The following is a 24,762-nucleotide window of genomic DNA, read 5'->3' on the forward strand; positions in this document are numbered from 1 at the left end:
ACCTTTTTTAAGTAGTTGCAATGGCACACTCGTCGCTCGCCTCTTATGAGAAACCCACTCATAAGAGGCTTTAAAAGATTGCGACGGTTTAGCTCATTGCTTCGAGGGTGTTAAAAAAGGCCAAAAACACGACCTTTTTTAACACCCTCTTATATTAGAAAAAGAATCTGAAACTTTTCGTGTATTAGCTCGTAAATAAGAAATATAGCCTATGATTTTTTCACAATAATGGTAGAATAGCTATAGTTATTAAATGGAAAGGATTGGGAAGATGACATTATTACTAAAAAATGTGACGAAGCGATTCGGGAATTTCACCGCGGTGAATGATTTATCCCTAGAAGTACCCAGCAAAGAAATGTTTGGATTTTTAGGGGCTAACGGTGCTGGTAAAACAACAACATTTCGGATGATATTAGGGTTGTTAGACCAAACAGACGGAGCCATTACTTGGGATGGAAAGGAGATTAATTATACCACTACATCAGAGATCGGATACTTACCTGAAGAACGTGGTTTATATCCAAAGATGAAAGTGAGCGATCAAATCATATATCTCGCTCGTTTACGAGGAATGAAAAAGCAAGAGATATTAACAGAGTTAGATAGCTGGCTTGAACGCTTTAACGTACCGGAATATAAGAATAAAAAGGTAGAAGAACTTTCAAAAGGGAATCAGCAAAAGATTCAATTTATTGCAGCTGTCATTCATAAACCGAAACTTCTTATTCTAGATGAACCATTTAGCGGTTTAGATCCAGTAAATGTTGAATTATTAAAAGAAGCCGTTAAAGAAATGAAAGAGAGCGGGACAACGATAGTCTTTTCAAGTCATCGGATGGAGCATGTGGAAGAATTATGTGAGAACCTTTGCATTATGCATCATGGAGCCCCGGTTGTTCATGGTTCGTTACGAGAGATTAAGCGATCATTCGGAAAGAAAAATATATCCATACACGCTGACTTTGACTTATCAATGTTAGAATCATTACCTGGGGTACTGAAGTGGAAAAAAACGAGCGAGGGTGTCCATTTGCAAGTGGAATCAGAAGCAGTAGCTGAGGATGTTTTTCAACATGTCGTTACTAAAGGTTTTGTTCGGAAATTTGAATTAGAGGAACCTTCTTTGCATGACATTTTTATTGAAAAGGTGGGAGCTTCTTATGAGTAATTTCTGGTTTATGCTTGGACATGCGTATCTTTCAAAGCTAAAAGCAAAATCTTTTATTATTACAACGTTTATATTAGCTTTAGGAATAGCTCTTATGGCAAATATTGGACTAATCATAGATGCATTTGAAGGGGACGATAAAATTGATCAAATTGCTGTCATAGATGAAACGGATCAATTATTTAGTGCTCTTGAAGATGAAGTACAAATGCTAAATGAAGATATAACTTTGGAGTTAACAACAGATACTAGATCAGAAGTAGAAACTCTTGTAGAAGAAGGGGTTTACGCCGGACTACTTATCCTATCTTACGGACCAAATCAGCTACCTGATGCAGTATATGTATCAACTTCTCTTTCTGGAAATGCGATTACATCGACCGTTCATGCTGCAATCCAGCATGTTCAATCAACAATAGCTGCTTCGCAACTTAGTTTATCGATGGAAGAATTAGCACTTCTAAACGCACCTGTTTCTTTTACACAAGAGGCGATCGTTGAAGGAGCAAGATCAGAAGAAGAGTTAAATCAGGCAAGAGGAATTGTTTATATTCTGCTATTCTTTATTTATTTCTCTGTCATCATGTATGCAAACATGATTGCTACAGAAGTTGCGACGGAGAAATCATCACGCGTAATGGAAATATTGATTTCAAGTGTTTCCCCTGTAAAGCAAATGTTTGCAAAAATAATTGGAATTGGATTTGTCGGTTTAACGCAGCTAACCATATTATTAGCAGTCGGGTATTTATCTATTATGAGAAACCAAGATGACCTTGTTGGTGGATTTTTTGATGTTTTTGGATTCGGCGAGCTTTCTGCTGCAATCATCATTTATGCGATAGTCTTCTTTTTGCTAGGTTATTTTCTTTATGCGACGCTTGCCGCATTGTTAGGCTCACTCGTTAGTCGAATTGAAGATGTACAGCAAATGATATTACCAATGACATTTTTAGTAATGATCGGGTTCTTTATTGCCATGTTTGGGTTAGGTATGCCTGAGTCTACGTTTGTGACAATTGCATCCTATATTCCTTTTTTTACACCGATGGTAATGTTCCTACGAGTTGGAATGCTAAACATTCCACCGTTTGAACCTATTTTGGGTATTGTCATTTTACTTGTTTCGATCGTTATCCTAGCTGCATTCGGTGCTAGAATCTACCGTGGTGGAGTATTAATGTATGGAAAATCAAATTCATTTAAAGATATTAAAAAAGCAATTGATTTAACGAAGAAGTAAGTCTCCTGTTAACTAGAACAAGAGCAATTGATGAGACACACATCATCATTGCTCTTGTTCTTATTTTTTGTTATTTTCATCTTAGAGTAATCAATTTGATGAATAAGGAATGTACTAGATGCAACCATTTACAGAGCGTGTACTACATATTATATTACAGATTCCTAAAGGGAAGGTTATGACTTATGGCCAGATTGCTATGCTTGCCGGAAGCCCGAGGGGAGCTAGGCAAGTTGTTCGTATTCTCCATTCGATGAGTAAAAAATACAACCTTCCATGGCATAGAGTCATGAATGCAAAAGGGGAAATTAGTATACAAGATGACGAATTATTTATGGTTCAAAAGCTCTCCTTAGAAGGAGAAGGTGTCCAAGTTAAAGATCACAAAGTCAATTTGAATCAATTTCAATACCATCCTAAATAAGACCAAAAAGGCCAAGAAGATTGACTTTTTGGTCTTGAAATTTAAAGCTTAAAGCTCTCTACGGAACTTATTGATAAAGCGAGTTGGGTATTCTGAAGGCAATGCGCTAACTTCATCTAGTTCATTAAAGTGCGCTTCTGAAAGCCTCCAACCTATAGCACCGATATTTTCTTTATATTGTTCTAGTGTACGTGCGCCAAAAATAGGAGATGTAACACCTTCTTTCATGAGTAACCAGTTTAACGAAACTTGAGCTGGTGTTTTTTCGATTTGGTTTGCAATTTCTTTTACTGTATTAACGATCTGGAAATTACGTTCTAGTCCTTTGTTTTCCCAACTTGACTCCCCTTGGAGACCTTGCGATAACCGCCCAAATGTTGGGGTTTCTAACCCTTCATATTTTCCCGACAAAAATCCACTTCCAAGAGGTCCCCATGGCAGTACACCAATGCCTTCTTCTATGCACAATGACATCACTTCTCGATCCATTTCTCGATTGACTAAGCTATACTGAGGTTGTATGGAGATAAATTTAGCAAATCCTTTTCGCTCACTGATTGATAAAGACTTCATTAGTTGCCAAGCCAAAAAATTCGAGCAACCTATATATCGAACTTTTCCTGCTGTTATTAAATCATCTAATGTTCTTAGCGTTTCCTCAATTGGTGTTAAATGATCCCACACATGAAGTTGGTACAAATCTATATAATCTGTCTGAAGTCGTCTTAAGCTCGATTCAATTCCATCCATGATTCGTTTACGTGAATAACCGGCATCATTGGGTAGATCTCCTACTTTCATGCGAACTTTCGTTGCAAGTATCACGTCCTGCCGCTTTTCTTTAATTGCTTTCCCAACGATTTCTTCAGATGTACCACCGACATAAACGTCTGCTGTATCGATGAAATTTCCTCCGTCATCTAAAAACTGATCAATCATTGTAATTGAGTCTGCTTCTGATGTGGCTTTACCGAATGTCATTGTTCCTAAACATAATTCGGATACAGCTAAGCCACTTTTTCCGATCGTTTTATACTCCATGTGCTCACCACTCCCAAATCAAATTATGTACCGTCTTATTGTACCAATCTTTTTCTTATAATTACAAAAATTTCGCTTTCAACCAGAAGCATCCCCCAATCAGAATAAGAATCTTAGTTTCCTTCTCTGATTCTTTAGATAGGACTTACAGTTTTTTATATAATTGATATAATATGATTCATTACATAGAATTCGCAAAGAGGAGAGGAATGAATAATGGACATTGTTTTATCTAATAAGATGAATGCATTTCAGACAAGTATTTTTAATGAGCTAAACATATACAAAAATAAAAAAATGCAAGAGGGTCATCAAATGATTGACTTAAGTATTGGAAGCCCTGACCTGCCTCCTCCTAGCTTTGTGTTGGGAGAGCTAGCTTCAAAAGTAAAGGACCCAAATTTGTACCGATATTCTCTAACAGGTACACCGGAGTTTCTTGAAGCTGTAGCGAGCTATTATTACAGACAATATGAGGTAGGTATTCAAGCGGAAAAGGAAGCACTAATGGTTATGGGCTCACAAGATGGACTAGTACATCTCCCGTCAGTTATTACAAACCCAGGAGATATCATTCTCGTTCCAAATCCAGGTTATACCGCTTATGCTGCTGGAATTTCATTAGCAGAAGCAGTTCCATTCTCAATGCCTGTTCACAAAGAGCATCAATTTTTACCAGACTTTGAGTCGATTCCTGAAGAGATTTGCCACAAAGCGAAAATGATGATTATCAACTTCCCGGGGAATCCAGTCCCTGTTATGGCAACAGAGGAATTCTTTGAACAAGTGGTTGCTTTTGCAAAAAAATATAATATTATTGTCCTTCATGATTTTGCTTATTCTGAGTTATATTACGATCGTAAACCAATAAGTTTCCTATCTGTTCCTGGAGCTAGAGAGGTGGGAATTGAATTTAATTCACTATCCAAAAGCTTTAATATGGCTGGTTGTAGAATTGGGTATGTTGTCGGGAATGAACAGATCATTGAAGGGTTAAATCGTTTGAAATCGAATTTGGATTTCGGTGTGTTTTTACCAATTCAATATGCAGCTATCCGTGCACTAGAAAATACGAATAACTTTAGTGATGACCTTAGAAAAATTTATAAACAACGTCGTGACATACTAGTGGATGGATTGCATTCTCTAGGATGGAACGTAGATCGACCGAGTGCTTCTATGTTTATTTGGGCAAAGACCCCTAAAAGATATAGGTCGACCGAATTTAGTTATAAATTAATGGATGAAGCGGGAGTCGTCACGATTCCTGGAGTCGCTTTTGGATCAGAAGGTGAAGGGTACACTCGAATTTCTCTTGTCCAACAAGAAGACGTATTGAGCTTAGCTGTAGCTAGAATAAAAGATAGTGGATTGTTCTAAATATCAAGTGTCTTATTTTATTCACTTATACGAAGAAGGTATAAATCAAAGGAAATAATAAATCCTAATGACCTGAACGATTAATTACAGAAGGAAGGTCATTTGATGAATCAAGATTACGATAAAATAAGTAAAATTCAAGAAAAGCATAAGACTCCCTATCTTGCAGGTGCAGAGAAGCCCAAGTTAGGTGTTGAAGATCAAAATGCATCAACAAATTCAGGCATCTCTGTTGGAGCTGAAGGCAGAGAAGTGAGAGAAAGAAAATAATAGTAAACATAAAAAGATCCCGTATACTTAAATATGGGATCTTTTTACGTTTACTTATTTATCAAGAGATTCATTCAATGTCTTATTAATGCGATAGGTGCTGCATGATAAATATGGTTGATTAATGCAGGGGAGTAACGTTTGATAACGAATTATATTGGTGAGGTTCAGTATTGGACGTTTTTAGAATGACATCTACATCCAGAAATATAGTACGATTTTTCTTCCTTTACTGGTTAAATTATTCCATTCATACGAATCGTTTCACCCTCATTCGATTAAACTAGAACAAATGAATATAACTAGCAGGAGAAGAAGAATGAAATTGAGAAATTCGAGTAAACCGATCATAGGAATTACAAGTACAGTGGTAACCTATCATCAGATTCGAAGTGTTAATTTACATGAAAAGTTCGTTCGCTCCATCATTAATGGAGGAGGAGCTCCAATAGTTATTCCAATAGGTAGAGAAGAATTGGCAGAGAATTGGGTATCAATTTGCGATGGCATTATTCTAAGTAATGGTGAAGATGTAGCCCCACTTTCTTATGCTGCAAACCCTGACCCTAAAATTAAGGAAACCAATATAAAGAGAGATAATGTAGAAATAGCCATTATACGAGAGGCGATTAAGCAGAACAAACCAATTTTAGGAATTTGTAGAGGAATTACTATGTTAAATGTTGCATTAGGCGGTACGGTTATTCAAGATATAGAGAAATTCATTCCTAATGCAATCAACCATTCCCAGCGGGCTGAGAGATCGGAGCCAACACATGAAGTTATAATTGATGAAAGCAGCAGATTATTCAAAATGATGAACACAAAGACTATACGAGTTAATAGTATGCATCATCAATCGATTGACCAATTAGCTCCAAAAATTAAAAAGGTTGCTTTAGCACCTGATGGAGTAATAGAGGCCATTGAGAGCGTAGAAGGACAACCATTTTTACTAGGAATTCAATGGCATCCAGAAGAAATGGCATCTGAGGATGTCAGTATGCAACAAATTTTCACAGAGTTTATTGCCGAATGTAGAATTGTGAACAATGATAACAGGAAGTGATTTAGTGGATTATAGCGCGAATAAATATGTTTGGTATGCAAGTTACGGTTCGAATTTAAGCAAAGAGAGGTTTTTGTGTTATATACTGGGAGGAAAACCAAAGGGCTCGGAAAAAATAGAGGTAGGGTGTAGAGATAAGTCTCTCCCTAAAGATGAAGCTACGTTTGTTATGAATTATCCATTATATTTTGCTAAAAATTCGAGACGGTGGCAAAACCAAGGAGTCGGATTTATCGGTCTAACCAATGATTCACAATACCAAACATACAGTAGAATGTATTTAATTACAGAAGACCAATTTAAGGATGTAGTTAAACAAGAAAATAACGGTATCGAATTAAACATTGACTTTAATCAAGTCGAATTAAATACGTATAAGACGCTAAGAGACTCTTGGTATGGAACCATATTATTTATAGGAAAAAAAGAAAGTATTCCTATTTTTACGTTTACAGCAGATTGGGATTTAGACGTTCCGTTTTCAAAACCATCTGATGAATATCTTAGTATGATCATTGAAGGATTAAAACAGGATGTGGGAATCAGCAAGAAGGAAATTATTAATTATTTACTCATGAGACCCGGTATTGCTGGAAACTACTCCAAAGACCAAATCGAGAAATTAATTCGCTAGAAAACTGCTCATATATATTTACTAATTAGGGTGTATCTCAAAAACAGACTTTTTTGGGTACACCTTTTTGGGTTGTCTTTAAAATATATGTTCATTCCCCCTATTTTCAATCATAAGTATCACTAAGATTCCTTTCAATAACGATAGCGGAATAATAAAGCTTTCCTGGGAGGTGCCAAAATGAAAGTAAAAAAATGTCTGAATTTCCTCTATGAAAGTGAGGATTATTTACGTAATCATTTTAAGATTTCCCGAAAACATGCTCATCATGGTTTAGAAGGAGTATGTGAAACGATTAGGTGGGTAAACTCTTCTATCTTCAAAGAAGCGGTAACAGATTTAACCTGTTACATTACCGATGAACCGATTAATTTCCCTGGTGAATTAGCTATTGATGATGTAGGAGATTTTGAACCTGTCATCTATATTAACATCCTGTCAGTGACAGAGTGCTTTCAGAATAAGGAATATATGATCGATTTAAAGAAAAATCGTACAACCTGTTTTGAGTATGCAGCATTTGTGCTCTTGCATGAAGTCGGACATTATATCCATGCTCTTATCGGCGGAAATGGACAAAGCAAAAAAGAGCGGTTGTTTGACTATTTTGATCGAGGAGAATATCATTATGAGCGGTTTCTCGATAACATGATAGATGGAAACACTTATAAAGAGAAAAAAAGATACCGCAATATTCCTCACGAAAAAGCAGCAGATAACTTTGCAAGACAGTATGTAGCTTATGTCTGTGACGATAAAGGATCAGCCTACCAAGGTTGATCTTTTATTTATGTTTTAAAGTACTTCAGCAAAAATAGGGCAAATTAATAATAAATACGATTTCACAATTCAATGATTAGTTTTTTAAATGATTGAGATAACAAATTCCAATTTGACTTATAGGAATTATACAGATACGATAAAATTAATCATTTTATACAGTGAAAATTGTTGAATATCGTCATTCATACTAAAATGATCTATCAAAGTATAAGATATTTTTGTGAGGTGGGTATTGTTGCAACTTCAGGTAATGAATAGTCCGTTTAATCAGGAGCAGGCAGAGCTCCTTAACCGCCTTCTGCCGACGTTAACAGAATCTCAGAAAGTTTGGCTAACTGGATATCTAGCGGCAACTCAATCTGTTTCAGCTACACCTGGAACAACAGTCGAGAGCGTGGTTGCTCCAACTGCTCCTGTAGCAGATGTGTCCGTTGTCGAACAAACAATTTCCAAGGAAGTGACCATTCTTTATGGGTCGCAAACTGGAAACGCACAAGGACTGGCAGAGAATGCAGGAAAAACCCTTAAGGAACAGGGATTTGATGTAACTGTTGCATCGATGAATGATTTTAAACCGAACAATTTAAAGAAGCTACATAATTTACTTATTATCGTCAGTACTCATGGGGAAGGAGATCCTCCAGATAATGCATTGTCGTTTCATGAATTTCTTCATGGCAGAAGAGCCCCTAAACTAGAGGATCTGCGCTATTCAGTTCTATCACTTGGTGACAGCTCTTATGAATTTTTCTGCCAGACAGGAAAAGAGTTCGACCTAAAGTTAGAAGAACTAGGTGGCAAACGTCTTTTTGACCGTGTCGATTGTGATCTTGACTTTGATGAACCTGCAGCCCAATGGCTTGAAGGTGTTCTAACTGGACTAAGTCAAACAAAAGCAGGAAGCCCTCAAGCTGCCTCAGCCACAACTGTAGCACCGGAAACGGATACGGTATATTCAAGAACGAACCCATTCAGAGCAGAAGTACTTGAAAATATTAACTTGAATGGTCGAGGGTCGAATAAAGAAACTCGCCATCTTGAATTGTCTTTAGAGGGATCTGGATTAACATTTGAACCAGGCGATAGTCTTGGGGTTTACCCAGAAAATGATCCAAATCTTGTAGACAATCTTATTAAAGAATTAAATGTAAATCCTACTGAATCGGTACAGATTAACAAACAAGGAGAGAGCCGTTCAATAAAAGAGGCACTCACTATAAACTTCGAAATTACCGTGTTAACAAAAGCTCTTCTTGAAAAAGCATCTGCTTTTCTCAAGAACAAAGACTTAACTGATTTATTAACAAATGCTGAGAAAGTAAAAGAATATATCAATGGCCGCGATTTGCTTGATTTGATTTCAGATTTTGGTCCATGGAATGGTTCAGCACAAGATCTTATCTCAATTTTAAGAAAACTACCAGCTCGCCTTTATTCGATTGCTAGCAGTTTAACTGCAAATGAAGAAGAAGTGCATTTAACTATTGGCGCTGTTCGCTATGAGGCTCATGGCCGTGAACGGAATGGTGTATGTTCCATCTTATGTGCGGATCGATTACAACCGGGTGATACACTTCCTGTTTATATTCAGAATAACCAAAACTTCAAGCTTCCTGAAAATCCGGAGACACCAATCATTATGGTAGGTCCTGGTACAGGCATTGCCCCGTTCCGTTCATTTATGCAAGAACGAGAAGAACTAGGAGCAGAAGTAAAGTCTTGGTTATTCTTTGGAGACCAACATTTTGTTACGGATTTCCTTTATCAAACAGAATGGCAAAATTGGTTAAAAGACGGAGTATTAACGAAAATGGATGTTGCCTTCTCACGTGATACAGACGAAAAAGTATACGTACAGCATCGCATGCTAGAAAACAGTAAAGAATTATACAACTGGCTTCAAGAAGGTGCTGCGTTCTATATTTGCGGCGATGAGAAGAAGATGGCCCACGACGTTCATAACACGTTAATTGATATTATTGAAAACGAAGGCGGCATGAGTCGTGAGGATGCAGAACGTTACCTTTCTGACATGCAACAGCAAAAACGTTATCAGCGTGATGTATACTGATCTAGGTATTGGAAGGAGTATAATAGATGGTGAATAAATTATTACTAAAAGCGCCGGACGGCCCTCCAAGTGATGTCGAACGCATCAAAGAGGAAAGCAATTATTTACGTGGTACACTTGCAGAGACAATGTTGGACCGAATCAGTTCGGGAATTTCTGATGATGACAATCGTTTAATGAAATTTCACGGGAGCTACCTGCAAGATGATCGAGATCTTCGAAACGAAAGGCAGAAACAAAAGCTAGAACCAGCCTATCAATTTATGTTACGTGTTCGTACTCCAGGTGGAGTTTCAACACCTGAGCAATGGTTAGTTATGGATGAACTAGCTCAGAAATATGGAAACGGAACGCTAAAGTTAACCACTCGTCAAGCATTTCAAATGCATGGAATACTGAAATGGAATATGAAGAAAACGATTCAAGACATTCATGCTTCAATGTTAGATACCATTGCAGCCTGTGGTGACGTCAACCGAAATGTGATGTGTAACCCGAACCCTGATCAATCAGAGGTTCACGAGGAAGTATTTAAATGGTCAAAACAATTAAGTGATGATTTATTACCTCGCACAAGAGCTTATCATGAACTTTGGTTAGATGAAGAGAAAGTTGCTAGCACACCTGATGTAGAAGAAGTTGAACCAATGTATGGAGCACTTTATTTACCGCGTAAATTTAAAATTGGTGTAGCGGTACCACCTTCTAATGATGTTGATATCTTTTCACAGGATCTTGGCTACATTGCTATTGTAGAAGACAACAAATTAATAGGTTTTAATGTTACTATTGGTGGCGGTATGGGAATGTCACACGGTGATAAAGAAACGTATCCACAATTAGCGAAAGTTATTGGCTTCTGTAAGCCTGAACAAGTGTACGATGTTGCTGAGAAAATCATCATGATTCAACGTGATTATGGAAACCGCTCTGAACGAAAAAATGCTCGTTTTAAATATACGGTTGATCGCCTTGGGCTTGATACTGTTAAAGAAGAGCTAGAAAACCGCCTTGGGTGGACACTAGAAGAAGCAAAACCTTATCACTTTGACCATAACGGTGATCGTTACGGTTGGGTAAAAGGCTCAAAAGGCAAGTGGCATTTTACATTATTTGTTCAAGGTGGCCGAATCACAGACCTTGATGATTACAAATTAATGACGGGTTTACGAGAAATTGCGAAAATTCATAAAGGTGATTTCCGTCTTACAGCCAATCAAAACTTAGTTATTGCCAATGTGTCTAGTCAAAAAAAGAAAAAGATTAATGAGCTGATTGAACAATACGGGTTAACTGACGGAAAGCATTATTCTGCAATTCGTCGTAGCTCACTAGCCTGTGTGGCGCTTCCGACATGTGGATTAGCAATGGCAGAAGCAGAGCGCTACTTGCCAGAATTAATCGATAAGATTGATGCGATCGTTGATGAGTCCGGTTTAAATGATAAAGAAATTACGATTCGAATGACAGGCTGTCCAAACAGCTGTGCTCGTCCAACATTGGCCGAAATCGGCTTCATTGGAAAGGCTCCTGGCAAGTACAATATGTATTTAGGCGCTGCTTTTGATGGCAGTCGATTGAGTAAGATGTATCGTGAGAACATCGGTGAAGATGAAATTTTAAAAGAATTAAAGGTACTTCTTCCTCGTTATGCGAAAGAGCGTGAAGAAGGCGAACACTTCGGAGACTTTTTAATTCGAGCAGGTGTCATTCAAGCTACTACAGATGGGACAAACTTTCATAATTAGTTTAAAAAGAGGCAGGAGTAATTTCTGCCTCTTTTATATGCACTCTCATCATAAATCTTTTATAGAATTCAATATGGTATGATTGAGATGATTTACAAATGGGACGAAAGGTTGGTGTGTGATTTGAAAGAAGGATCTACTCATTTACTGAAATGCCCGATCTGTAATAATAAGAACCATTGTGGTTATCACTTATGTTGGTGTATAGATGAATATTTTCCTGATGGAATTTTCGATTTAGTGCCTCTAGAACTTAGATCTAAAGCATGCATATGCAAAGCATGTCTATCCTCATTTTTAAAAAAGAATTATAAAAAGGAAACAAATAAATAAAAAATCCCTTGAACGTAACTAGTCAGGGGATTAATTGTTTATCTACTCTTATGGTTTGTAATTTTTACTTGTTTCTCATCGTATTCTGCTACTTCATATGCTTTTACAAGGCCCATTTTTGTAATGTCATGTTTGTGAATTTCTTTATATTTGATTTTAATTTCAAATTCTTGTTGAAACGGGAAGGGCGAGATTGCTACTTGGCGTGGATTCACCCACTGAGCGGAGATATTTTTTGAATTTAGTAGATCAGAACCTTTGAATTCATACCTTTTCTTTAAGCCAGGTTTATTCATACATAAATATAATGACAGGTGATCACAAAACTGCAGCAAGAGAAGATGAGAAATCAGTGACTCTTGTCTTTTTTCCAGATTGATTTTGAGCTGCTTTTTTAACTTCTTTTGCCTTTCTTCTTCATGAGATATAAACCATTGATATTCTTTGTCATTTGAGCTTAATAAAGCACAAAAGTGGAGACTGCAAAGCAAAGCTGCATATGCATTAACTTCTTCCACTTCATCAATTCCATGTTTATAATGTACTAATTTAGGGACAAGAGGGAAGTCGATAAATGAATATGGCTTTTTGTACAAATCATTCCAAAATGGTGTATGATCTAGAGCAATCCAACCACGGTCATGTTGATACACACTGTATATTACATCTTCTCTTTTGTTTTCCCCTTGAAAATAATCTTTGCTCCAATTTTCCGCTAGTTGACCAGAAATGATTGCATGATCATGCTGTTTCACTAAAACAAAACTATTTAAAGTATCTCGAACAATCAAAAGTGGTTCCCCTTTCTTGTACATTTCTTAATTTACTTCTACATTAATATGTTTATCCCTCTTTATCTTAATAGGTGAACACTTTTATATATGTTTATACCCTAATTCCAATAGAACAAAACGAAAAACAAAAGCGCACCTTCTTTTATGTGCGCATAATAGTATGGTTATTTTTCTTGTTTTCCGATGATTCCATAAAAGAAGATATTCGTAATATCTTCAGTGAGTGGTAGAACTTTTTGATATACATCTTCTCTTTGTATGTAATCTTTTAACATTTGAACATAAAATAAAATGGCTTCGTCTGACATATGTGGATCAATATATCCTTGTTCTTTTCCTTCTTTAAATAAAATCTTAAAATAAGGTACCGCTTTTTGAACGTATATTTTCTCAATATAGTTACCTTCAGTTGAATATTCTTTCATTAAATATTGATAAAATTCTTCATTTATTTGGTTTGCGACTTCTTTCTTATTAAAAATAATCTTTTGTATTTTCTCTGGGAAAGGGATGTCACTATAAATTACTTTTTCAAAATTACTCGATGCCTTATCTACGTAATAAATAAACACTTCATGTATTAATCGGTGTTTGCTTTCGAAATAATTATAAATTGTTACTTGAGATACATTGGCTTCTTTTGCTATTTCTGAAATGGACACTTTTGAAATGCCATATTCCATGAACAACGTTAATGCAGCCTCTAGGATATTCCGTTTTTTTTGTTCTTTCCGTCGTTGAAAACCATCCATTTCCTTCACCTCTATCATATATTGTAATAAATATTATGAAATAAAACAAATAATAAAGTTCATAACCTCTTGTCAGAAAGATGATTTGTGTATATTATGAAATATATAAGTTGATTTATTTCATAACTTTCATATCTTTATTAGAGAGTATTTATTTTATCTTGAGGAGGGACTTTTGATGACCGTTATAAAAACAACGAACTTAACAAAGAAATTTGGTAAATTCACAGCATTAAAAGGAGTGAATTTAGAGGTAAACCCAGGAGAAGTGTTTGGATTTATTGGTCCTAATGGAGCTGGAAAGTCAACTACGATTCGAGTCTTACTTGGAATTTTAAAAGCGTCTGAAGGCGAAGCGAAAATATTTGGAAAAGATGCGTGGAACGAAGCAGTAGCGATCCATCGACATTTGGCATATGTACCTGGAGATGTTAATCTATGGCCGAATCTGACTGGAGGGGAAGTTATAGATTTATTTATGAAATTACGAGGAGTTACTCAATCAAATCGTCGAGAGGAATTTATTGAACGATTTAATCTAGACCCATCAAAGAAGTGTCGTACTTATTCCAAAGGAAATCGACAAAAAGTGGCGCTAATTGCAGCTTTTGCTTCGGAGGCGGATTTATATATACTTGATGAACCGACCTCTGGACTCGATCCGTTAATGGAAAAGGTATTCCAAGATTGTGTGATGGAAGCAAAAATGGCAGGAAAGAGTGTTCTGTTATCAAGTCATATCTTATCTGAGGTAGAGCGACTCTGCGATAGAGTTGGTATTATTCGTCAAGGGGAATTAATTGAAACGGGTTCGTTAAATGAAATGCGTCATTTAACCAGAACGAATTTTCTTATCGAAACAAAACGTCCAATCCTAGATTTGCACGATGTAACAGGGGTTCATGATGTTCAAGAAAAGGGTCGAGCTCTTTCATTCCAAGTCGATGCACGTCATTTAGACGAAATCATGACGTATGTTAGTCAATTCGGGTTAGAAAAGCTAGAGAGCTCACCGCCAACTTTAGAAGATCTATTCATGCGTCATTATGAAGGATCAGGAAAAAATTCTCACTCAGGGATGGCAGGTGAGTTGTAATGAGGGGGCAGCTATCGAATCAAACAAGACAAATGGCTCGCTTCATTGTTCGACGGGATCGAATTCGATTGCCAATTTGGATTCTTTCTCTTGCGCTTATTACTATTGTAACTGCATCATCTTTTACAAACTTATATCAAACGGATCAAGAAAGACAGGCTATTGCTGAAACAATGAAAAACCCCGCCATGATAGCTATGGTTGGGCAAGGCTATGGATTGGATAACTATACAGAAGGCGCCATGATGGCTCATCAAATGCTGCTTTTTACTGCAATCGTTGTTGCAATCATGAGTATTCTACTTGTCACACGACATACACGAGCAGATGAGGAAGAAGGGCGAATTGAACTTATTAGATCCCTTCCAGTTGGGCGCTTATCAAATCTTGGTGCAACTGTGTTGGTTATAAGTAGCTTAAATATAATTCTTGCTATCATAATAGGACTAGGATTGTATAGTTTGAAAATTGAAAGTATGAGTTTTGAAGGTTCACTCCTATATGGTGCGGCATTGGGAGCAACGGGAATCTTTTTCACCGCAGTAACTGCATTATTCGCTCAGCTCTCTGAAAACTCAAGAGGAACCATTGGCTTTTCATTTGCAATACTTGGTGTTAGCTATCTTATTCGAGCTATTGGTGACGTAAGCAATGAGTCACTTTCATGGATTTCTCCACTTAGTTGGGTATTAAGTACAGAAGTATACGTTAACAATTACTGGTGGCCAATAGCTCTAACCATCGGTGTTGCTGCTGCTATTACAGCACTCGCTGTTTATTTAAATACTATTCGTGACTTAGATTCAGGTTTTTTACCTGCAAAGCCAGGAAAAAAACACGCTTCACCAATGTTACAAAGTCCGCTTGGTTTAGCATTTAGACTTCAACGTACAGGTATTATTACATGGGCGATTGGAATGTTTATATTAGGAGTTTCTTATGGTTCAGTTTTCGGCGATTTAGAGTCTTTCTTTGAAAATAATGAAATGATCAGTCAAATGTTGACTCCAGTAGAAGGATTATCGCTTACAGAACAATTTTTAACCATGTTAATGTCGGTGATTACAATGATTTGTACGATACCTACGTTAATGTTTATGATGAAGCTAAAAAGCGAGGGAAAGAAAGCACGTACAGAACACCTGTTTTCACGTGCTGTATCTAGATCAAAAGTGATGGGGAGTTATTTTTTACTATCCTCAGTATTAGGGTTTGTTATGGTTTTATTAGCTGTTTTAGGGTTATGGTCTGCTTCTATCGCAGTAATGGAAGAACCTATTTCGTTTGTGACAATGTTTAATGCAGCAATGGTGTATTTGCCTGCGATTTGGATTATGATTGGAATAACGGTACTTCTTATCGGTTTTAAACCGCAATTAACGGGCTTTACGTGGTTGTATTTAGGGTATTCATTTTTAGTTGTTTATTTAGGTGGGTTGTTACAATTCCCTGAATGGATGGGAAAGCTTTCTCCATTTGGTCATATCCCTCAATTGCCAGTTGAAGAAATGAATTATTTCATTGTTTCCCTGTTATCTTGTATAGCTATCGGGTTCATCATAGTTGGTTTCAATGGATATCGGAAGAGAGACTTATCTGGCTAAATAATTTCTAACACCAATTGCTTTAATAGCAATTGGTGTTTTTAATATAAAAATTATCTAATTTAGAAGGGTTTTGAGTTCATTGAGCGAACATAGGATTAATGTAAGTAAAAATTAATTTTGGAGGCGAATCATAATGGCGTTTACTTTGCAGTTAGGAGATAAAGCACCTAGTTTCTCTTTACAAGCGACTGACGGGAATGTTTATTCACTAGATAGCTTTGAGAATTCTAACGTATTGGTTGTTTTCTTTACATGTAATCATTGCCCGTTTGTAGTGGGATCTGATGAAGTAACAAGAGCAACAGCAGAGAAATTTAAAGAACAAGGTGTTACTTTTGTAGGAATTAATTCAAATAGTGTTAATACAAAGCCTGATGATTCGTTTGAGCATATGGTTGAACGGATGGAAGAAAAGAACTATCCATGGGTTTATTTGCACGATGAAACTCAAGAAATCGCTAAATCATATGGTGCATTAAGAACTCCGCACTTCTTTGTCTTTGATGAAAATCGTAAGTTAATTTACACAGGTAGAGGTGTCGATCAACCAAGGGATACAAGTAAAATGACTGTGAATGATTTAGATAACGCTTTATCTGAACATCTAGCTAAAAAACCAATTACGACTCAGGTCACTAATCCGATTGGTTGTAACGTAAAATGGGATGGCAAGGATGAACATTGGATGCCGGTTGAAGCATGTGATTTAGTATAGGAAAAAGGGGAGAGGTACATCTGTAAAGGTGTATCTCTTTTTGTATACAGCAAAAAAAGAATTCCATTGATTATAAATCATAATAACAGGATAAACTGATTAAATATATTTTTACTTAACAAAGAACATTGTAACAAAGGAGTTTCTATGGAAAAAGAAACAAACAATAGATCAAATAAGCATTTCTATTCTAAACGTAATCTATGGTCAGGTATATTATTTGGACTAGGGTTGATTGCCTTTTTTGATGAGATGGTATTTCATCAATTGCTTAGGTGGCATCATTTTTACGATAGGTCTACAACAGATATAGGCTTAATTTCTGATGGATTGTTCCACGCATTTAGTTGGTTTGCGACTATTGGTGGTTTATTTATGTTTGCGGACCTGCGTAGACGAAGCGCTGTTTGGATGACTCGTTGGTGGGGAGGGGTCTTATTCGGTGCCGGAGTATTTCAATTATATGATGGAATCGTTCAACACAAGATTATGCGTCTACATCAAATTCGTTATGTAGAGAATGTTATTATTTATGATTTAGTATGGAATATAGGAGCCGTGATCATGGTAATCATCGGATTCATTCTGATTAGGAGGACAAGGTCTAATAAATCACAAGGAGGAGTTACTTCAAGTGAACACGCATAATCATATTCATGATACGCCTAGTACACATATGGAGCAAATGGTAGGGATCATTCCTCAGCTTATATTGGCAATTCCATTTTTGCTGATCCTTGTTTTTTATATTATGGCAGTCTACATATCTAATCAAAAGTACAAACAATGGCCAAAATACCGAACTTTATTCTGGGTATTTGGAGTTAGTTGTGCTGTTTCAGCCGTTGCAGGGCCGTTAGCTAAACTAGGACATGTTGACTTCACTGCCCATATGATCGGTCATTTATTGCTTGGTATGATTTCTCCGTTACTTATGGTACTAGCAGCTCCTATGACTCTCATACTGCGAACCTTAAATGTGAAAACTGCTAGAAAGCTTACGAGAATTCTTAAAAGTCGGGTTGGTCAAATTATTACGGATCCAGTTGTTGCAACTATACTAAATATCGGAGGACTATGGATTCTTTACACTACGAATTTATATCAAGCGATGCACGAACAGATGGCTCTTCATATTTTGATACATGCGCATGTTTTTTTAGCTGGATATGTTTTTACACTATCAATGATTTATATTGATCCGAATCCACATAGAACGAGCTATGTGTATCGTTCCATTTTATTAATTATTGCCTTGGCAGCTCATGGTATTTTATCTAAATATATTTATGCGAACCCTCCAATGGGGGTGGAAACTTCTCAAGCTGAAATAGGAGGAATGATTATGTACTATGGAGGGGATACGGTAGACGTTATCATTATCTTTATTCTATGCTTACAATGGTATAAATCAAGCAGACCGCAAAACGTTCCGCAGTCTGGACAATTCATCCATAATTAGCAAATTAGTTAAGAACTCAATGCCTTATTTATAAAAAGGATTTTCTAACGTATTTATCATTTTCTCCATTGGTTGCAGAGTAAGTGACCTCCTTATAAGCCATACTAATAAAAAAAGGAGGCGTCTTAATGTGAAGAATAAAATGGCAATATTAACAAGCATAGTATTGACTATAAGTATTCTAGCTGCCTGCGGTCCTAATAACCAAGCAATAGATGAACAGACTAATCGACTTGGACAAGCTTATGATAATGAAGTGAATAGAAACTCGAATAACCAAATCCTATCTAATACACAAACAGAGAATCGATTAACGCCGCAGCATAATCATCATCAAGCTCAAAAGATAACGCACCGAGTTGAAGACATCCAAGGTGTAGATGATGCTCGAGTGATTATGTTTGATGACAATGTACTGATAGGAGTGAAAACAGAGGGGAACCGTGAGGAAGTAAGGAATGAAGTTCATCAAGAAGTCCAGAATTCAGTAGAGAATATGCATGTTCATGTCGTAGTAGATGATCATATCGTTCATCGTATTTATCGTTTTGAGGAACAACTACGAGCTGGTAAAACATTTGATGAAATAGGCACAAATTTCACGGATATTCTTAATGATATAGCTAGAGGTACCCAACAAGATTTCCAACTTCCACGCTAGTTTTCACAATTTACTGTAGAAACACCCAAAAAGGCTATTTAATAAATAGTCTTTTTTTGAAATGAAAATAGAAAATATTTGAAACTTTTGATTACTGTAATCCGTCTATATATTAGTAGGATTTAAATGTATTAATATATAGGGAGGTACAAATTGAGAAAGTTAAATCTAGGTATTTCTATTACTCTATTAATTATATTACTTATCGGTTGTACGTTTGGTAACCTGTCATTAGACCATGCAGAAACAATTGCTATCGATTTTGCTGAAGAATATATAAATGAAAATGATTTAAATATTGCTATTTCTGATGTCAAAGTATTTGATGCAGCAAGGAACGATGAACATAACAAGTGGGATGTGTATTTAGAAGTCGAAAAAGAGACAAACGAATTTGATTTATCTGCATTAGGATGGGTTTCTGTATCTGATGAGGAAGAGGTAATTGAATACTATCTGTGGTCAGAGTAAAGAAAGGTCAATGGTATGACTGTGGTACATATAGAATCTCTAAAATGGAGAAGAAGGGGGAAGTGATCCTTAGATTACTAGCCCCTTCTTTTTAGCATTTGCATCTAAAGCAACACCAACAGCTACTCCTATACATAAACCAAACGACATACCTAGAGCAATATTATCGAATACGGTTAAACCAAAAATCATACCAGGTCCTAAGCCAATGGACATGCAAATACTTAAATAATATCCCTCTGAAATAACCTTGTGTTTCTTTTCAAGGTGAGATAGTATTTCTTTTACCTGTTTTCGATGTTTATTTATATCCAATTCTTCAATGATGTTCCCTTGGTTATTTAACTGCATTAATTGATCCTCAAGTAACGTAAATTGCTGGCGACAATCTTCACATTCTTTCCCGTATATAAATAGTTTTTCAGCTGCATGACCCGTTTTTTCTAATTGGAGTTTCTTGGTGATTGGATTATCTAACCGTTCATTCATGTTATCAATTACATGCATTAACTCGTCTAATTGTTCTTTATTCATATGAATTCTCCTTCAATGTATTGAGTTTTTTTCACTTTAAAACCGTAACCTAATGTTAACAAATTGTGAAGGGCTATAAGTAAAAAAGAGCAACTAGGGTTTGGAAAAGAAGGTAAGTATAAATGCAAAAGTGATAAAGTGAATAAATTACTTCAATTTAATAAGAGTTTAAGCGTCAACTCCTAAAATATGCAGTGATCATCGGTTAGTAAATAAATTTATAAAAGCTAATGTACGTTGAATCAAAAGAATATACATTATTATTATTTGAAATACTTATGAGAAAGGCATTTTTAGTTTATGTATATAACTTTGCTTCATTTTTTTTATGAACCAAAGTTATATACATAAAATGAAAATGACACAAACTTATATACAAATATAAAAGTAAATTACGTGGAAAGCTTAATGTTTGATATTCTAATAATACAAACACTTATCTTTTTAACGTTGGTCTACAAATGTGGAATATTGTGGAATGATAACTAGAGTTAATTTCCTATTGTATAATTTAATTACATTCCTTTGGAGGTTGGGGCTAACGGAAATTGGAATTAATCTTAATTAGGACGCTTTTTAAATTTAAATATAATTTTGTCCATAATTTCTATTTAAAATGAAGGTTTTTGCTAAACTTTGTAATTGTAGAGCGAATTTTGAAAATAAAAGTCTAGGTGAGTTGTTGATTGTTCCAAGAAGCGGTTTACTAATTTTTCCATATTCAATTAATTAAATGTGTGGAGGTGAGTTGGTATGGCTGATTATAAAGAAATTGACTGTTGGAATTGTGACTGTCTGGAACTCCATAAGGAAATAGACGATGATGTATGGAAGTGTCAAAGGTGTGGATGCAAATCATCTGAATAAACTTATTATCTTCTGCATTTAGGCTACTGTATCATAAATTTTGATGAGTGTACGCCCAGAATATTAGAGAGTTTCTGGGCACTAGTTAAAAGTGTTAACATACATTAGATCAAAATAAATTACTCAACGGAAATTTCTTTTCTGTACTTTACCATAGGAACGGTCCTGTCAACATATGGACCTTTTAGGTTTTCATACTCAATTCCAGCTTTGTTTTGAAACAGCTTCGGTTGAATGCTTGGCAATGATAATGACATTTCTATAAAATAGAGTCCAGCTACATAACCATTTCCTTTGAAGTTAAAAATACCAAAATCAAAATGTCCAGCCATTACGCTTGCTTTATTGGAACCGCAAAGTTGTCCGGATTGTTTTCGTACATTTATTAGCAAAGATGCGTGATTAAATAGGTTTGTTGTTCCGAAGATATGTAAAGCCCTATCTTCAATTAATTCAACTTCAACATTAAAATCCACTTCAATTCCATCTGGATTTATTGGGATGGTTGGTTCGAATTTATAAGTTGCTCTTTCTGGAACGGTATAAGGGTCAATAGAATTGTAATCATTCTCTGAAATAGCTAATTTAACTTGCCAGTATGAAATATAGTCTACTATTTCCTCACTACTATTATGAGCATCTTCAAAACACCTACTAATATGGTAGGCTTTTTGCCTTTCATTAAGGTTTTCCTTATTAGCCCAAAAGTAAATATTGTCTAAGGCTATAAAATAGTCAGTAAAATTGCTTAAATATGCTTTAAATTCAATATTTCTAGAGACACCAAAACTATCGTTTAAAAAATATATTTCATTGATTTTAGATATGTATATATTAATAATGTCGAAAAGCTCTTGGAATTCATGATCATTAAAATAAAAAACTAATTCCTTATGAATAGGTTGCACTTCATCATATAGTTTTTTCTTATAAACAAATAGATGCTTATCATTTTCAAATACATATTTATCATTATAATCAGCCATTACACTGTAGGTGTTACTTTCATCCCAACTGTATCCGTCTTTATCTCTTTGCTTTAAAGGTTGCATTTGAATGTTGTCATTTAAAGGATTACACCACATATATCTTAAAATCCAATTATATAAAATATAATCTTCGCCAGTTTTTGCTACGAAAACTGACACCACATCAATTTGCCTTTATATTCATTAATTAAGTACCTGACAGCACTATGGATTTCATTTATTTTTAGTAGCTTAGTTAATGTTATTTTAATTGAAACCCGTCGTACTCCAGGATAAGAAATATCCTGTTCCTCCGTAATACTGTAGGTACCATCCAATGATAAATTAATTTCTTTATATTTTTCTTTTAAATATTTAGCAACTGAAGGTAGTTCCGGATAAACAGTAGCTTTATTAATATTGTGTGCAGCATCTAATTCTTTCTTAATTGTTTCTTTATACTCATAAGGAACTGAGATTATAAGGGATGGTTTTATAGAATTGAGAGTTAATAAATCCTTTTGAATCTCTCCTTCTGATACTAAATTACCACAAATCACGAACGTTCCTTGTTGATTAAATAAACGGGTATTGGCTTCTTGTAATTTTGCAGTATAAGGCACAAAATAAGAACCGTTAACAATTTGTAAGATTTCATGGTGTTCAATTTGTTCATGAAAAGTTTGCTCATATAGGTGTTGGATATGACCAATCTGTAAGTCTTCTATAGTTGCAAGTAGACTTAGAAGTTGAATTTCTTTACTATTCAATTCCTTGGGTTGTTGAATAAAGATGTAAACAAGGCCAGGGCTTTCATCTTCAACATCCTCAACAGCAAAAAACAATGCATATAAGGGGTTTATCGTAACATCAATTAATCTTGTAGGAATTTCATAATGTTGCATTTTAGCTAAGTGCTCAAGTGGTGTTGAATACTTTTTAAACTCATCACTTTTAAGGTGAATAGCTTCTTGATATATGTTATGTTCATTAGACATATATCCAATATCTCTGGAAATACTAGAGCTTATATCTGGAAATCTTTTTAATTGGCCCCTATAAAAAATAGGTGAGTGTCCCTCATAACGTTTTAACTTTTTTTGAAATTCATCTATACTGATAGCTTGATCCAACTTGCTCACTCCTTTTCCGCGTAAATCACTTTAAAAGTAATTCTTCTTTATTTTAGCAAATTCTCTAAGTTCATTCTGATCTTTAACAGGAAGATCTCTATAAATATTTAATAATTCTGTTTCATTTACTGTTAAAGTACCAAGAAATCGGTTATTCATCTCATGATTAAATAATTTCTGTAAGTAAGTCATTGGTATGTTAAATTCTTTACTTAATTTTTCTTGCTCAGTATAAAGTGACTGCAATAACCGGCTTATTATTATTTGTAATGGAATTTTAGAATCATTTGGTAAGCATTTTTTTTATTACCTGTTCCCTTAATTAACCAGTCAATTGTTACATTATATAGTTCACTAATACCAACTAAAGTTTCAATTGAGGGTTTATTTCTTCCAATTTCTAAATCACTTAACGACCCCTGGGACATACGAATCGTTTGCGCAAATTCCTTTTGCTTTAGTTTTGCTGCGTGTCTTGTTTTTTTTATTCTTTCCCCAATGTGCTCCATAATTACTTCTCCTCATAAAATTGATGTAATTGTTTCCATTTTATTGAAAGCAGTGTGCAAAGTAACTAAACCATTGTAGAATATCCTCATTACCGATATTATACATCGGCTTCTAATGTATATAATAAGTGACATTTTTAAAATTAACATTATTGATTCAATATTCCTCACACTATCAATTTATTTACAGTTTTCATAGTTTTATACTTCAACTAGTATTTTTTTCTAGCAAATTGGAAAACATATTAGTAGGTCTATATTATAACTACGATTAATTAAAAGAGGTGAAAATTTGTTTAAGCCCATTCCTATAAAAAGAAGTGATCAATTTTATAGTAATTATTGGGTAGGGTACAGTCTCAAATTAATGAGGGAAGTTGATTTTTTTGGGGATCTACAGTATGAGTATTGGCTACAAGTAGAAACAGATCCAGATATTTCAGAATTTTGCGAAAGGCCCATAATTATAGATGGGGTTCTAGAAGGTAAAAGGAAAAAAACACAATTTGATATGTACCTAAAAAAGAGAGACGGGAAAAAGACTTTAGTTAAGATTCTATATTCTAGTAAACAAGATTCCCCATTAAGAGCACTTGAAAAACTCTATTGCGAAAAAAATGGATTTGAATATATATGTATTTCTGAATTAGATATTAGACAAAACCCTATTGCTCTTTCTAATAGAAAGCAGATCATTACGACTTTATGTAATAGAAAGCAACCAATAGATATAGATTTAAGGAAACTTCTTCATGAAGTGACAAGTAAGAGAACATCAATAAAACAAATAATTGAAAACATGAATGCAAGTATCTCTTTACCTCGTACAAAAGAAGCTTTATTTTGGCTTATTTATAAAGGAGACATATCTTCGAATATGTACGAAAAAAAAATATCACTTGAAACAGAGGTGTGGTTGAATGACCAAACGAAGGATAATTGAAAACGAAAATGTTGATAAAGAACTACTGGATCTTACTAAATGGCCAGACGTTCGGATTGAAAGTTTATCAGATGAAGATCAAT

Annotated in this window: 26 protein-coding genes; 19 read left to right on the forward strand and 7 right to left on the reverse strand. The window is 35.2% G+C overall.

From position 1 onward, the window contains the following. Positions 1 to 271 precede the first annotated feature (271 nt). From LQ50_RS21425 to LQ50_RS21435, 3 genes are all read left to right on the forward strand, one after another. Positions 272 to 1,171 (forward strand): ABC transporter ATP-binding protein, encoded by a 900-nt coding sequence (locus LQ50_RS21425; protein WP_034633402.1) that lies wholly within the window; start codon positions 272 to 274, stop codon positions 1,169 to 1,171. Beyond that, positions 1,164 to 2,414 (forward strand): ABC transporter permease, encoded by a 1,251-nt coding sequence (locus LQ50_RS21430; protein ID WP_034633405.1) that lies wholly within the window; start codon positions 1,164 to 1,166, stop codon positions 2,412 to 2,414. Before LQ50_RS21425 ends, LQ50_RS21430 begins: the two co-directional genes overlap by 8 nt. 118 nt (positions 2,415 to 2,532) lie before the next feature. Further along, entirely contained in the window at positions 2,533 to 2,838 is a 306-nt protein-coding gene (locus LQ50_RS21435) for an MGMT family protein (RefSeq protein ID WP_034633408.1), read from the forward strand. Positions 2,839 to 2,886: 48 nt separating this feature from the next. Here the strand turns inward: LQ50_RS21435 and LQ50_RS21440 are convergent, their stop codons facing one another. After that, on the reverse strand, positions 2,887 to 3,879 hold the full coding sequence (locus tag LQ50_RS21440; protein ID WP_034633410.1) for an aldo/keto reductase: 993 nt from the start codon (positions 3,877 to 3,879) through the stop codon (positions 2,887 to 2,889). 216 nt (positions 3,880 to 4,095) lie between these two features. Here LQ50_RS21440 and LQ50_RS21445 point away from each other — a divergent pair, with 216 nt between their 5' ends. From LQ50_RS21445 to LQ50_RS25070, 8 genes are all read left to right on the forward strand, one after another. Next, positions 4,096 to 5,259, forward strand: coding sequence for an LL-diaminopimelate aminotransferase (locus LQ50_RS21445; protein ID WP_034633412.1), 1,164 nt, complete (start codon positions 4,096 to 4,098; stop codon positions 5,257 to 5,259). 105 nt (positions 5,260 to 5,364) lie between these two features. Continuing rightward, complete coding sequence (locus tag LQ50_RS25595) at positions 5,365 to 5,529, forward strand: hypothetical protein (protein ID WP_161784713.1); 165 nt, start codon at positions 5,365 to 5,367, stop codon at positions 5,527 to 5,529. A gap of 319 nt (positions 5,530 to 5,848) precedes the next feature. Then, on the forward strand, positions 5,849 to 6,598 hold the full coding sequence (locus LQ50_RS21450; RefSeq protein WP_034633414.1) for a gamma-glutamyl-gamma-aminobutyrate hydrolase family protein: 750 nt from the start codon (positions 5,849 to 5,851) through the stop codon (positions 6,596 to 6,598). Between the two features lie 4 nt (positions 6,599 to 6,602). Further along, positions 6,603 to 7,232, forward strand: a complete 630-nt coding sequence (locus tag LQ50_RS21455) for a hypothetical protein (protein ID WP_034633415.1) — start codon at positions 6,603 to 6,605, stop codon at positions 7,230 to 7,232. A gap of 180 nt (positions 7,233 to 7,412) precedes the next feature. Further along, positions 7,413 to 8,012, forward strand: coding sequence for a hypothetical protein (locus LQ50_RS21460; RefSeq protein ID WP_034633416.1), 600 nt, complete (start codon positions 7,413 to 7,415; stop codon positions 8,010 to 8,012). Positions 8,013 to 8,250: 238 nt separating this feature from the next. Further along, on the forward strand, positions 8,251 to 10,086 hold the full coding sequence (locus LQ50_RS21465) for an assimilatory sulfite reductase (NADPH) flavoprotein subunit (protein ID WP_034633419.1): 1,836 nt from the start codon (positions 8,251 to 8,253) through the stop codon (positions 10,084 to 10,086). Between the two features lie 26 nt (positions 10,087 to 10,112). After that, positions 10,113 to 11,834, forward strand: a complete 1,722-nt coding sequence (gene cysI / locus LQ50_RS21470; RefSeq protein ID WP_034633421.1) for an assimilatory sulfite reductase (NADPH) hemoprotein subunit — start codon at positions 10,113 to 10,115, stop codon at positions 11,832 to 11,834. A gap of 87 nt (positions 11,835 to 11,921) precedes the next feature. After that, complete coding sequence (locus LQ50_RS25070; protein WP_084138986.1) at positions 11,922 to 12,167, forward strand: cysteine-rich CWC family protein; 246 nt, start codon at positions 11,922 to 11,924, stop codon at positions 12,165 to 12,167. A gap of 38 nt (positions 12,168 to 12,205) precedes the next feature. On the opposite strand, the gene LQ50_RS21475 is transcribed toward LQ50_RS25070, so the two are convergent. Both LQ50_RS21475 and LQ50_RS21480 read right to left on the reverse strand, forming a co-directional pair. Continuing rightward, positions 12,206 to 12,958 carry a DUF3891 family protein gene (locus LQ50_RS21475; protein ID WP_034633423.1) on the reverse strand — a complete coding sequence of 251 codons (753 nt, stop codon included), beginning with the start codon at positions 12,956 to 12,958 and terminating at the stop codon, positions 12,206 to 12,208. Between the two features lie 167 nt (positions 12,959 to 13,125). Continuing rightward, positions 13,126 to 13,713 (reverse strand): TetR/AcrR family transcriptional regulator, encoded by a 588-nt coding sequence (locus LQ50_RS21480; RefSeq protein WP_034633424.1) that lies wholly within the window; start codon positions 13,711 to 13,713, stop codon positions 13,126 to 13,128. A 178-nt stretch (positions 13,714 to 13,891) separates the two neighbouring features. Here LQ50_RS21480 and LQ50_RS21485 point away from each other — a divergent pair, with 178 nt between their 5' ends. The 7 genes from LQ50_RS21485 (at position 13,892) to LQ50_RS21515 (ending at position 19,725) form a co-directional block, all read left to right on the forward strand. Then, positions 13,892 to 14,809 carry an ABC transporter ATP-binding protein gene (locus tag LQ50_RS21485; protein WP_034633426.1) on the forward strand — a complete coding sequence of 306 codons (918 nt, stop codon included), beginning with the start codon at positions 13,892 to 13,894 and terminating at the stop codon, positions 14,807 to 14,809. Next, on the forward strand, positions 14,809 to 16,413 hold the full coding sequence (locus tag LQ50_RS21490) for an ABC transporter permease (protein ID WP_034633427.1): 1,605 nt from the start codon (positions 14,809 to 14,811) through the stop codon (positions 16,411 to 16,413). Before LQ50_RS21485 ends, LQ50_RS21490 begins: the two co-directional genes overlap by 1 nt. 136 nt (positions 16,414 to 16,549) lie before the next feature. Then, positions 16,550 to 17,131 carry a thioredoxin family protein gene (locus LQ50_RS21495; RefSeq protein WP_034633429.1) on the forward strand — a complete coding sequence of 194 codons (582 nt, stop codon included), beginning with the start codon at positions 16,550 to 16,552 and terminating at the stop codon, positions 17,129 to 17,131. Positions 17,132 to 17,278: 147 nt separating this feature from the next. Next, complete coding sequence (locus tag LQ50_RS21500; RefSeq protein ID WP_034633432.1) at positions 17,279 to 17,779, forward strand: DUF2243 domain-containing protein; 501 nt, start codon at positions 17,279 to 17,281, stop codon at positions 17,777 to 17,779. A gap of 28 nt (positions 17,780 to 17,807) precedes the next feature. Continuing rightward, on the forward strand, positions 17,808 to 18,593 hold the full coding sequence (locus tag LQ50_RS21505; protein ID WP_034633440.1) for a cytochrome c oxidase assembly protein: 786 nt from the start codon (positions 17,808 to 17,810) through the stop codon (positions 18,591 to 18,593). A gap of 130 nt (positions 18,594 to 18,723) precedes the next feature. Then, positions 18,724 to 19,254: a YhcN/YlaJ family sporulation lipoprotein gene (locus LQ50_RS21510; RefSeq protein WP_034633434.1), complete on the forward strand. Its 531-nt coding sequence runs from the start codon at positions 18,724 to 18,726 to the stop codon at positions 19,252 to 19,254. A 153-nt stretch (positions 19,255 to 19,407) separates the two neighbouring features. Continuing rightward, positions 19,408 to 19,725 (forward strand): hypothetical protein, encoded by a 318-nt coding sequence (locus tag LQ50_RS21515; RefSeq protein ID WP_034633435.1) that lies wholly within the window; start codon positions 19,408 to 19,410, stop codon positions 19,723 to 19,725. A 69-nt stretch (positions 19,726 to 19,794) separates the two neighbouring features. On the opposite strand, the gene LQ50_RS26135 is transcribed toward LQ50_RS21515, so the two are convergent. The 4 genes from LQ50_RS26135 to LQ50_RS21530 form a co-directional block, all read right to left on the reverse strand. Next, positions 19,795 to 20,259 carry a glycine zipper domain-containing protein gene (locus LQ50_RS26135; protein WP_034633438.1) on the reverse strand — a complete coding sequence of 155 codons (465 nt, stop codon included), beginning with the start codon at positions 20,257 to 20,259 and terminating at the stop codon, positions 19,795 to 19,797. Between the two features lie 986 nt (positions 20,260 to 21,245). Beyond that, positions 21,246 to 22,274 carry a hypothetical protein gene (locus LQ50_RS24530; protein ID WP_052144907.1) on the reverse strand — a complete coding sequence of 343 codons (1,029 nt, stop codon included), beginning with the start codon at positions 22,272 to 22,274 and terminating at the stop codon, positions 21,246 to 21,248. After that, complete coding sequence (locus tag LQ50_RS21525) at positions 22,259 to 23,227, reverse strand: FRG domain-containing protein (RefSeq protein ID WP_052002496.1); 969 nt, start codon at positions 23,225 to 23,227, stop codon at positions 22,259 to 22,261. Before LQ50_RS21525 ends, LQ50_RS24530 begins: the two co-directional genes overlap by 16 nt. 260 nt (positions 23,228 to 23,487) lie before the next feature. Next, positions 23,488 to 23,736 carry a helix-turn-helix domain-containing protein gene (locus LQ50_RS21530; protein WP_052144908.1) on the reverse strand — a complete coding sequence of 83 codons (249 nt, stop codon included), beginning with the start codon at positions 23,734 to 23,736 and terminating at the stop codon, positions 23,488 to 23,490. Between the two features lie 292 nt (positions 23,737 to 24,028). On the opposite strand from LQ50_RS21530, the gene LQ50_RS21535 reads away from it, so the two are divergent. Then, positions 24,029 to 24,679: a PDDEXK family nuclease gene (locus LQ50_RS21535; RefSeq protein ID WP_003322895.1), complete on the forward strand. Its 651-nt coding sequence runs from the start codon at positions 24,029 to 24,031 to the stop codon at positions 24,677 to 24,679. Positions 24,680 to 24,762 lie beyond the last annotated feature (83 nt).

Source organism: Halalkalibacter okhensis (assembly GCF_000787375.1).
Lineage (GTDB): Bacteria > Bacillota > Bacilli > Bacillales > Bacillaceae_D > Halalkalibacter > Halalkalibacter okhensis.

What these genes read in the sequence shown, in the direction of transcription:
- LQ50_RS21530 (WP_052144908.1), bottom strand. Translation starts at nt 23,736, where the DNA reads ATGGAGCACATTGGGGAAAGAATAAAAAAAACAAGACACGCAGCAAAA.
- LQ50_RS21440 (WP_034633410.1), bottom strand. Translation starts at nt 3,879, where the DNA reads ATGGAGTATAAAACGATCGGAAAAAGTGGCTTAGCTGTATCCGAATTA.
- cysI (WP_034633421.1), top strand. Translation starts at nt 10,113, where the DNA reads ATGGTGAATAAATTATTACTAAAAGCGCCGGACGGCCCTCCAAGTGAT.
- LQ50_RS21450 (WP_034633414.1), top strand. Translation starts at nt 5,849, where the DNA reads ATGAAATTGAGAAATTCGAGTAAACCGATCATAGGAATTACAAGTACA.
- LQ50_RS21460 (WP_034633416.1), top strand. Translation starts at nt 7,413, where the DNA reads ATGAAAGTAAAAAAATGTCTGAATTTCCTCTATGAAAGTGAGGATTAT.
- LQ50_RS21430 (WP_034633405.1), top strand. Translation starts at nt 1,164, where the DNA reads ATGAGTAATTTCTGGTTTATGCTTGGACATGCGTATCTTTCAAAGCTA.
- LQ50_RS21500 (WP_034633432.1), top strand. Translation starts at nt 17,279, where the DNA reads ATGGAAAAAGAAACAAACAATAGATCAAATAAGCATTTCTATTCTAAA.
- LQ50_RS21425 (WP_034633402.1), top strand. Translation starts at nt 272, where the DNA reads ATGACATTATTACTAAAAAATGTGACGAAGCGATTCGGGAATTTCACC.
- LQ50_RS21485 (WP_034633426.1), top strand. Translation starts at nt 13,892, where the DNA reads ATGACCGTTATAAAAACAACGAACTTAACAAAGAAATTTGGTAAATTC.
- LQ50_RS21445 (WP_034633412.1), top strand. Translation starts at nt 4,096, where the DNA reads ATGGACATTGTTTTATCTAATAAGATGAATGCATTTCAGACAAGTATT.
- LQ50_RS21435 (WP_034633408.1), top strand. Translation starts at nt 2,533, where the DNA reads ATGCAACCATTTACAGAGCGTGTACTACATATTATATTACAGATTCCT.
- LQ50_RS21490 (WP_034633427.1), top strand. Translation starts at nt 14,809, where the DNA reads ATGAGGGGGCAGCTATCGAATCAAACAAGACAAATGGCTCGCTTCATT.
- LQ50_RS21495 (WP_034633429.1), top strand. Translation starts at nt 16,550, where the DNA reads ATGGCGTTTACTTTGCAGTTAGGAGATAAAGCACCTAGTTTCTCTTTA.
- LQ50_RS25070 (WP_084138986.1), top strand. Translation starts at nt 11,922, where the DNA reads ATGATTTACAAATGGGACGAAAGGTTGGTGTGTGATTTGAAAGAAGGA.
- LQ50_RS21480 (WP_034633424.1), bottom strand. Translation starts at nt 13,713, where the DNA reads ATGGATGGTTTTCAACGACGGAAAGAACAAAAAAAACGGAATATCCTA.
- LQ50_RS25595 (WP_161784713.1), top strand. Translation starts at nt 5,365, where the DNA reads ATGAATCAAGATTACGATAAAATAAGTAAAATTCAAGAAAAGCATAAG.
- LQ50_RS21505 (WP_034633440.1), top strand. Translation starts at nt 17,808, where the DNA reads ATGGAGCAAATGGTAGGGATCATTCCTCAGCTTATATTGGCAATTCCA.
- LQ50_RS26135 (WP_034633438.1), bottom strand. Translation starts at nt 20,259, where the DNA reads ATGAATAAAGAACAATTAGACGAGTTAATGCATGTAATTGATAACATG.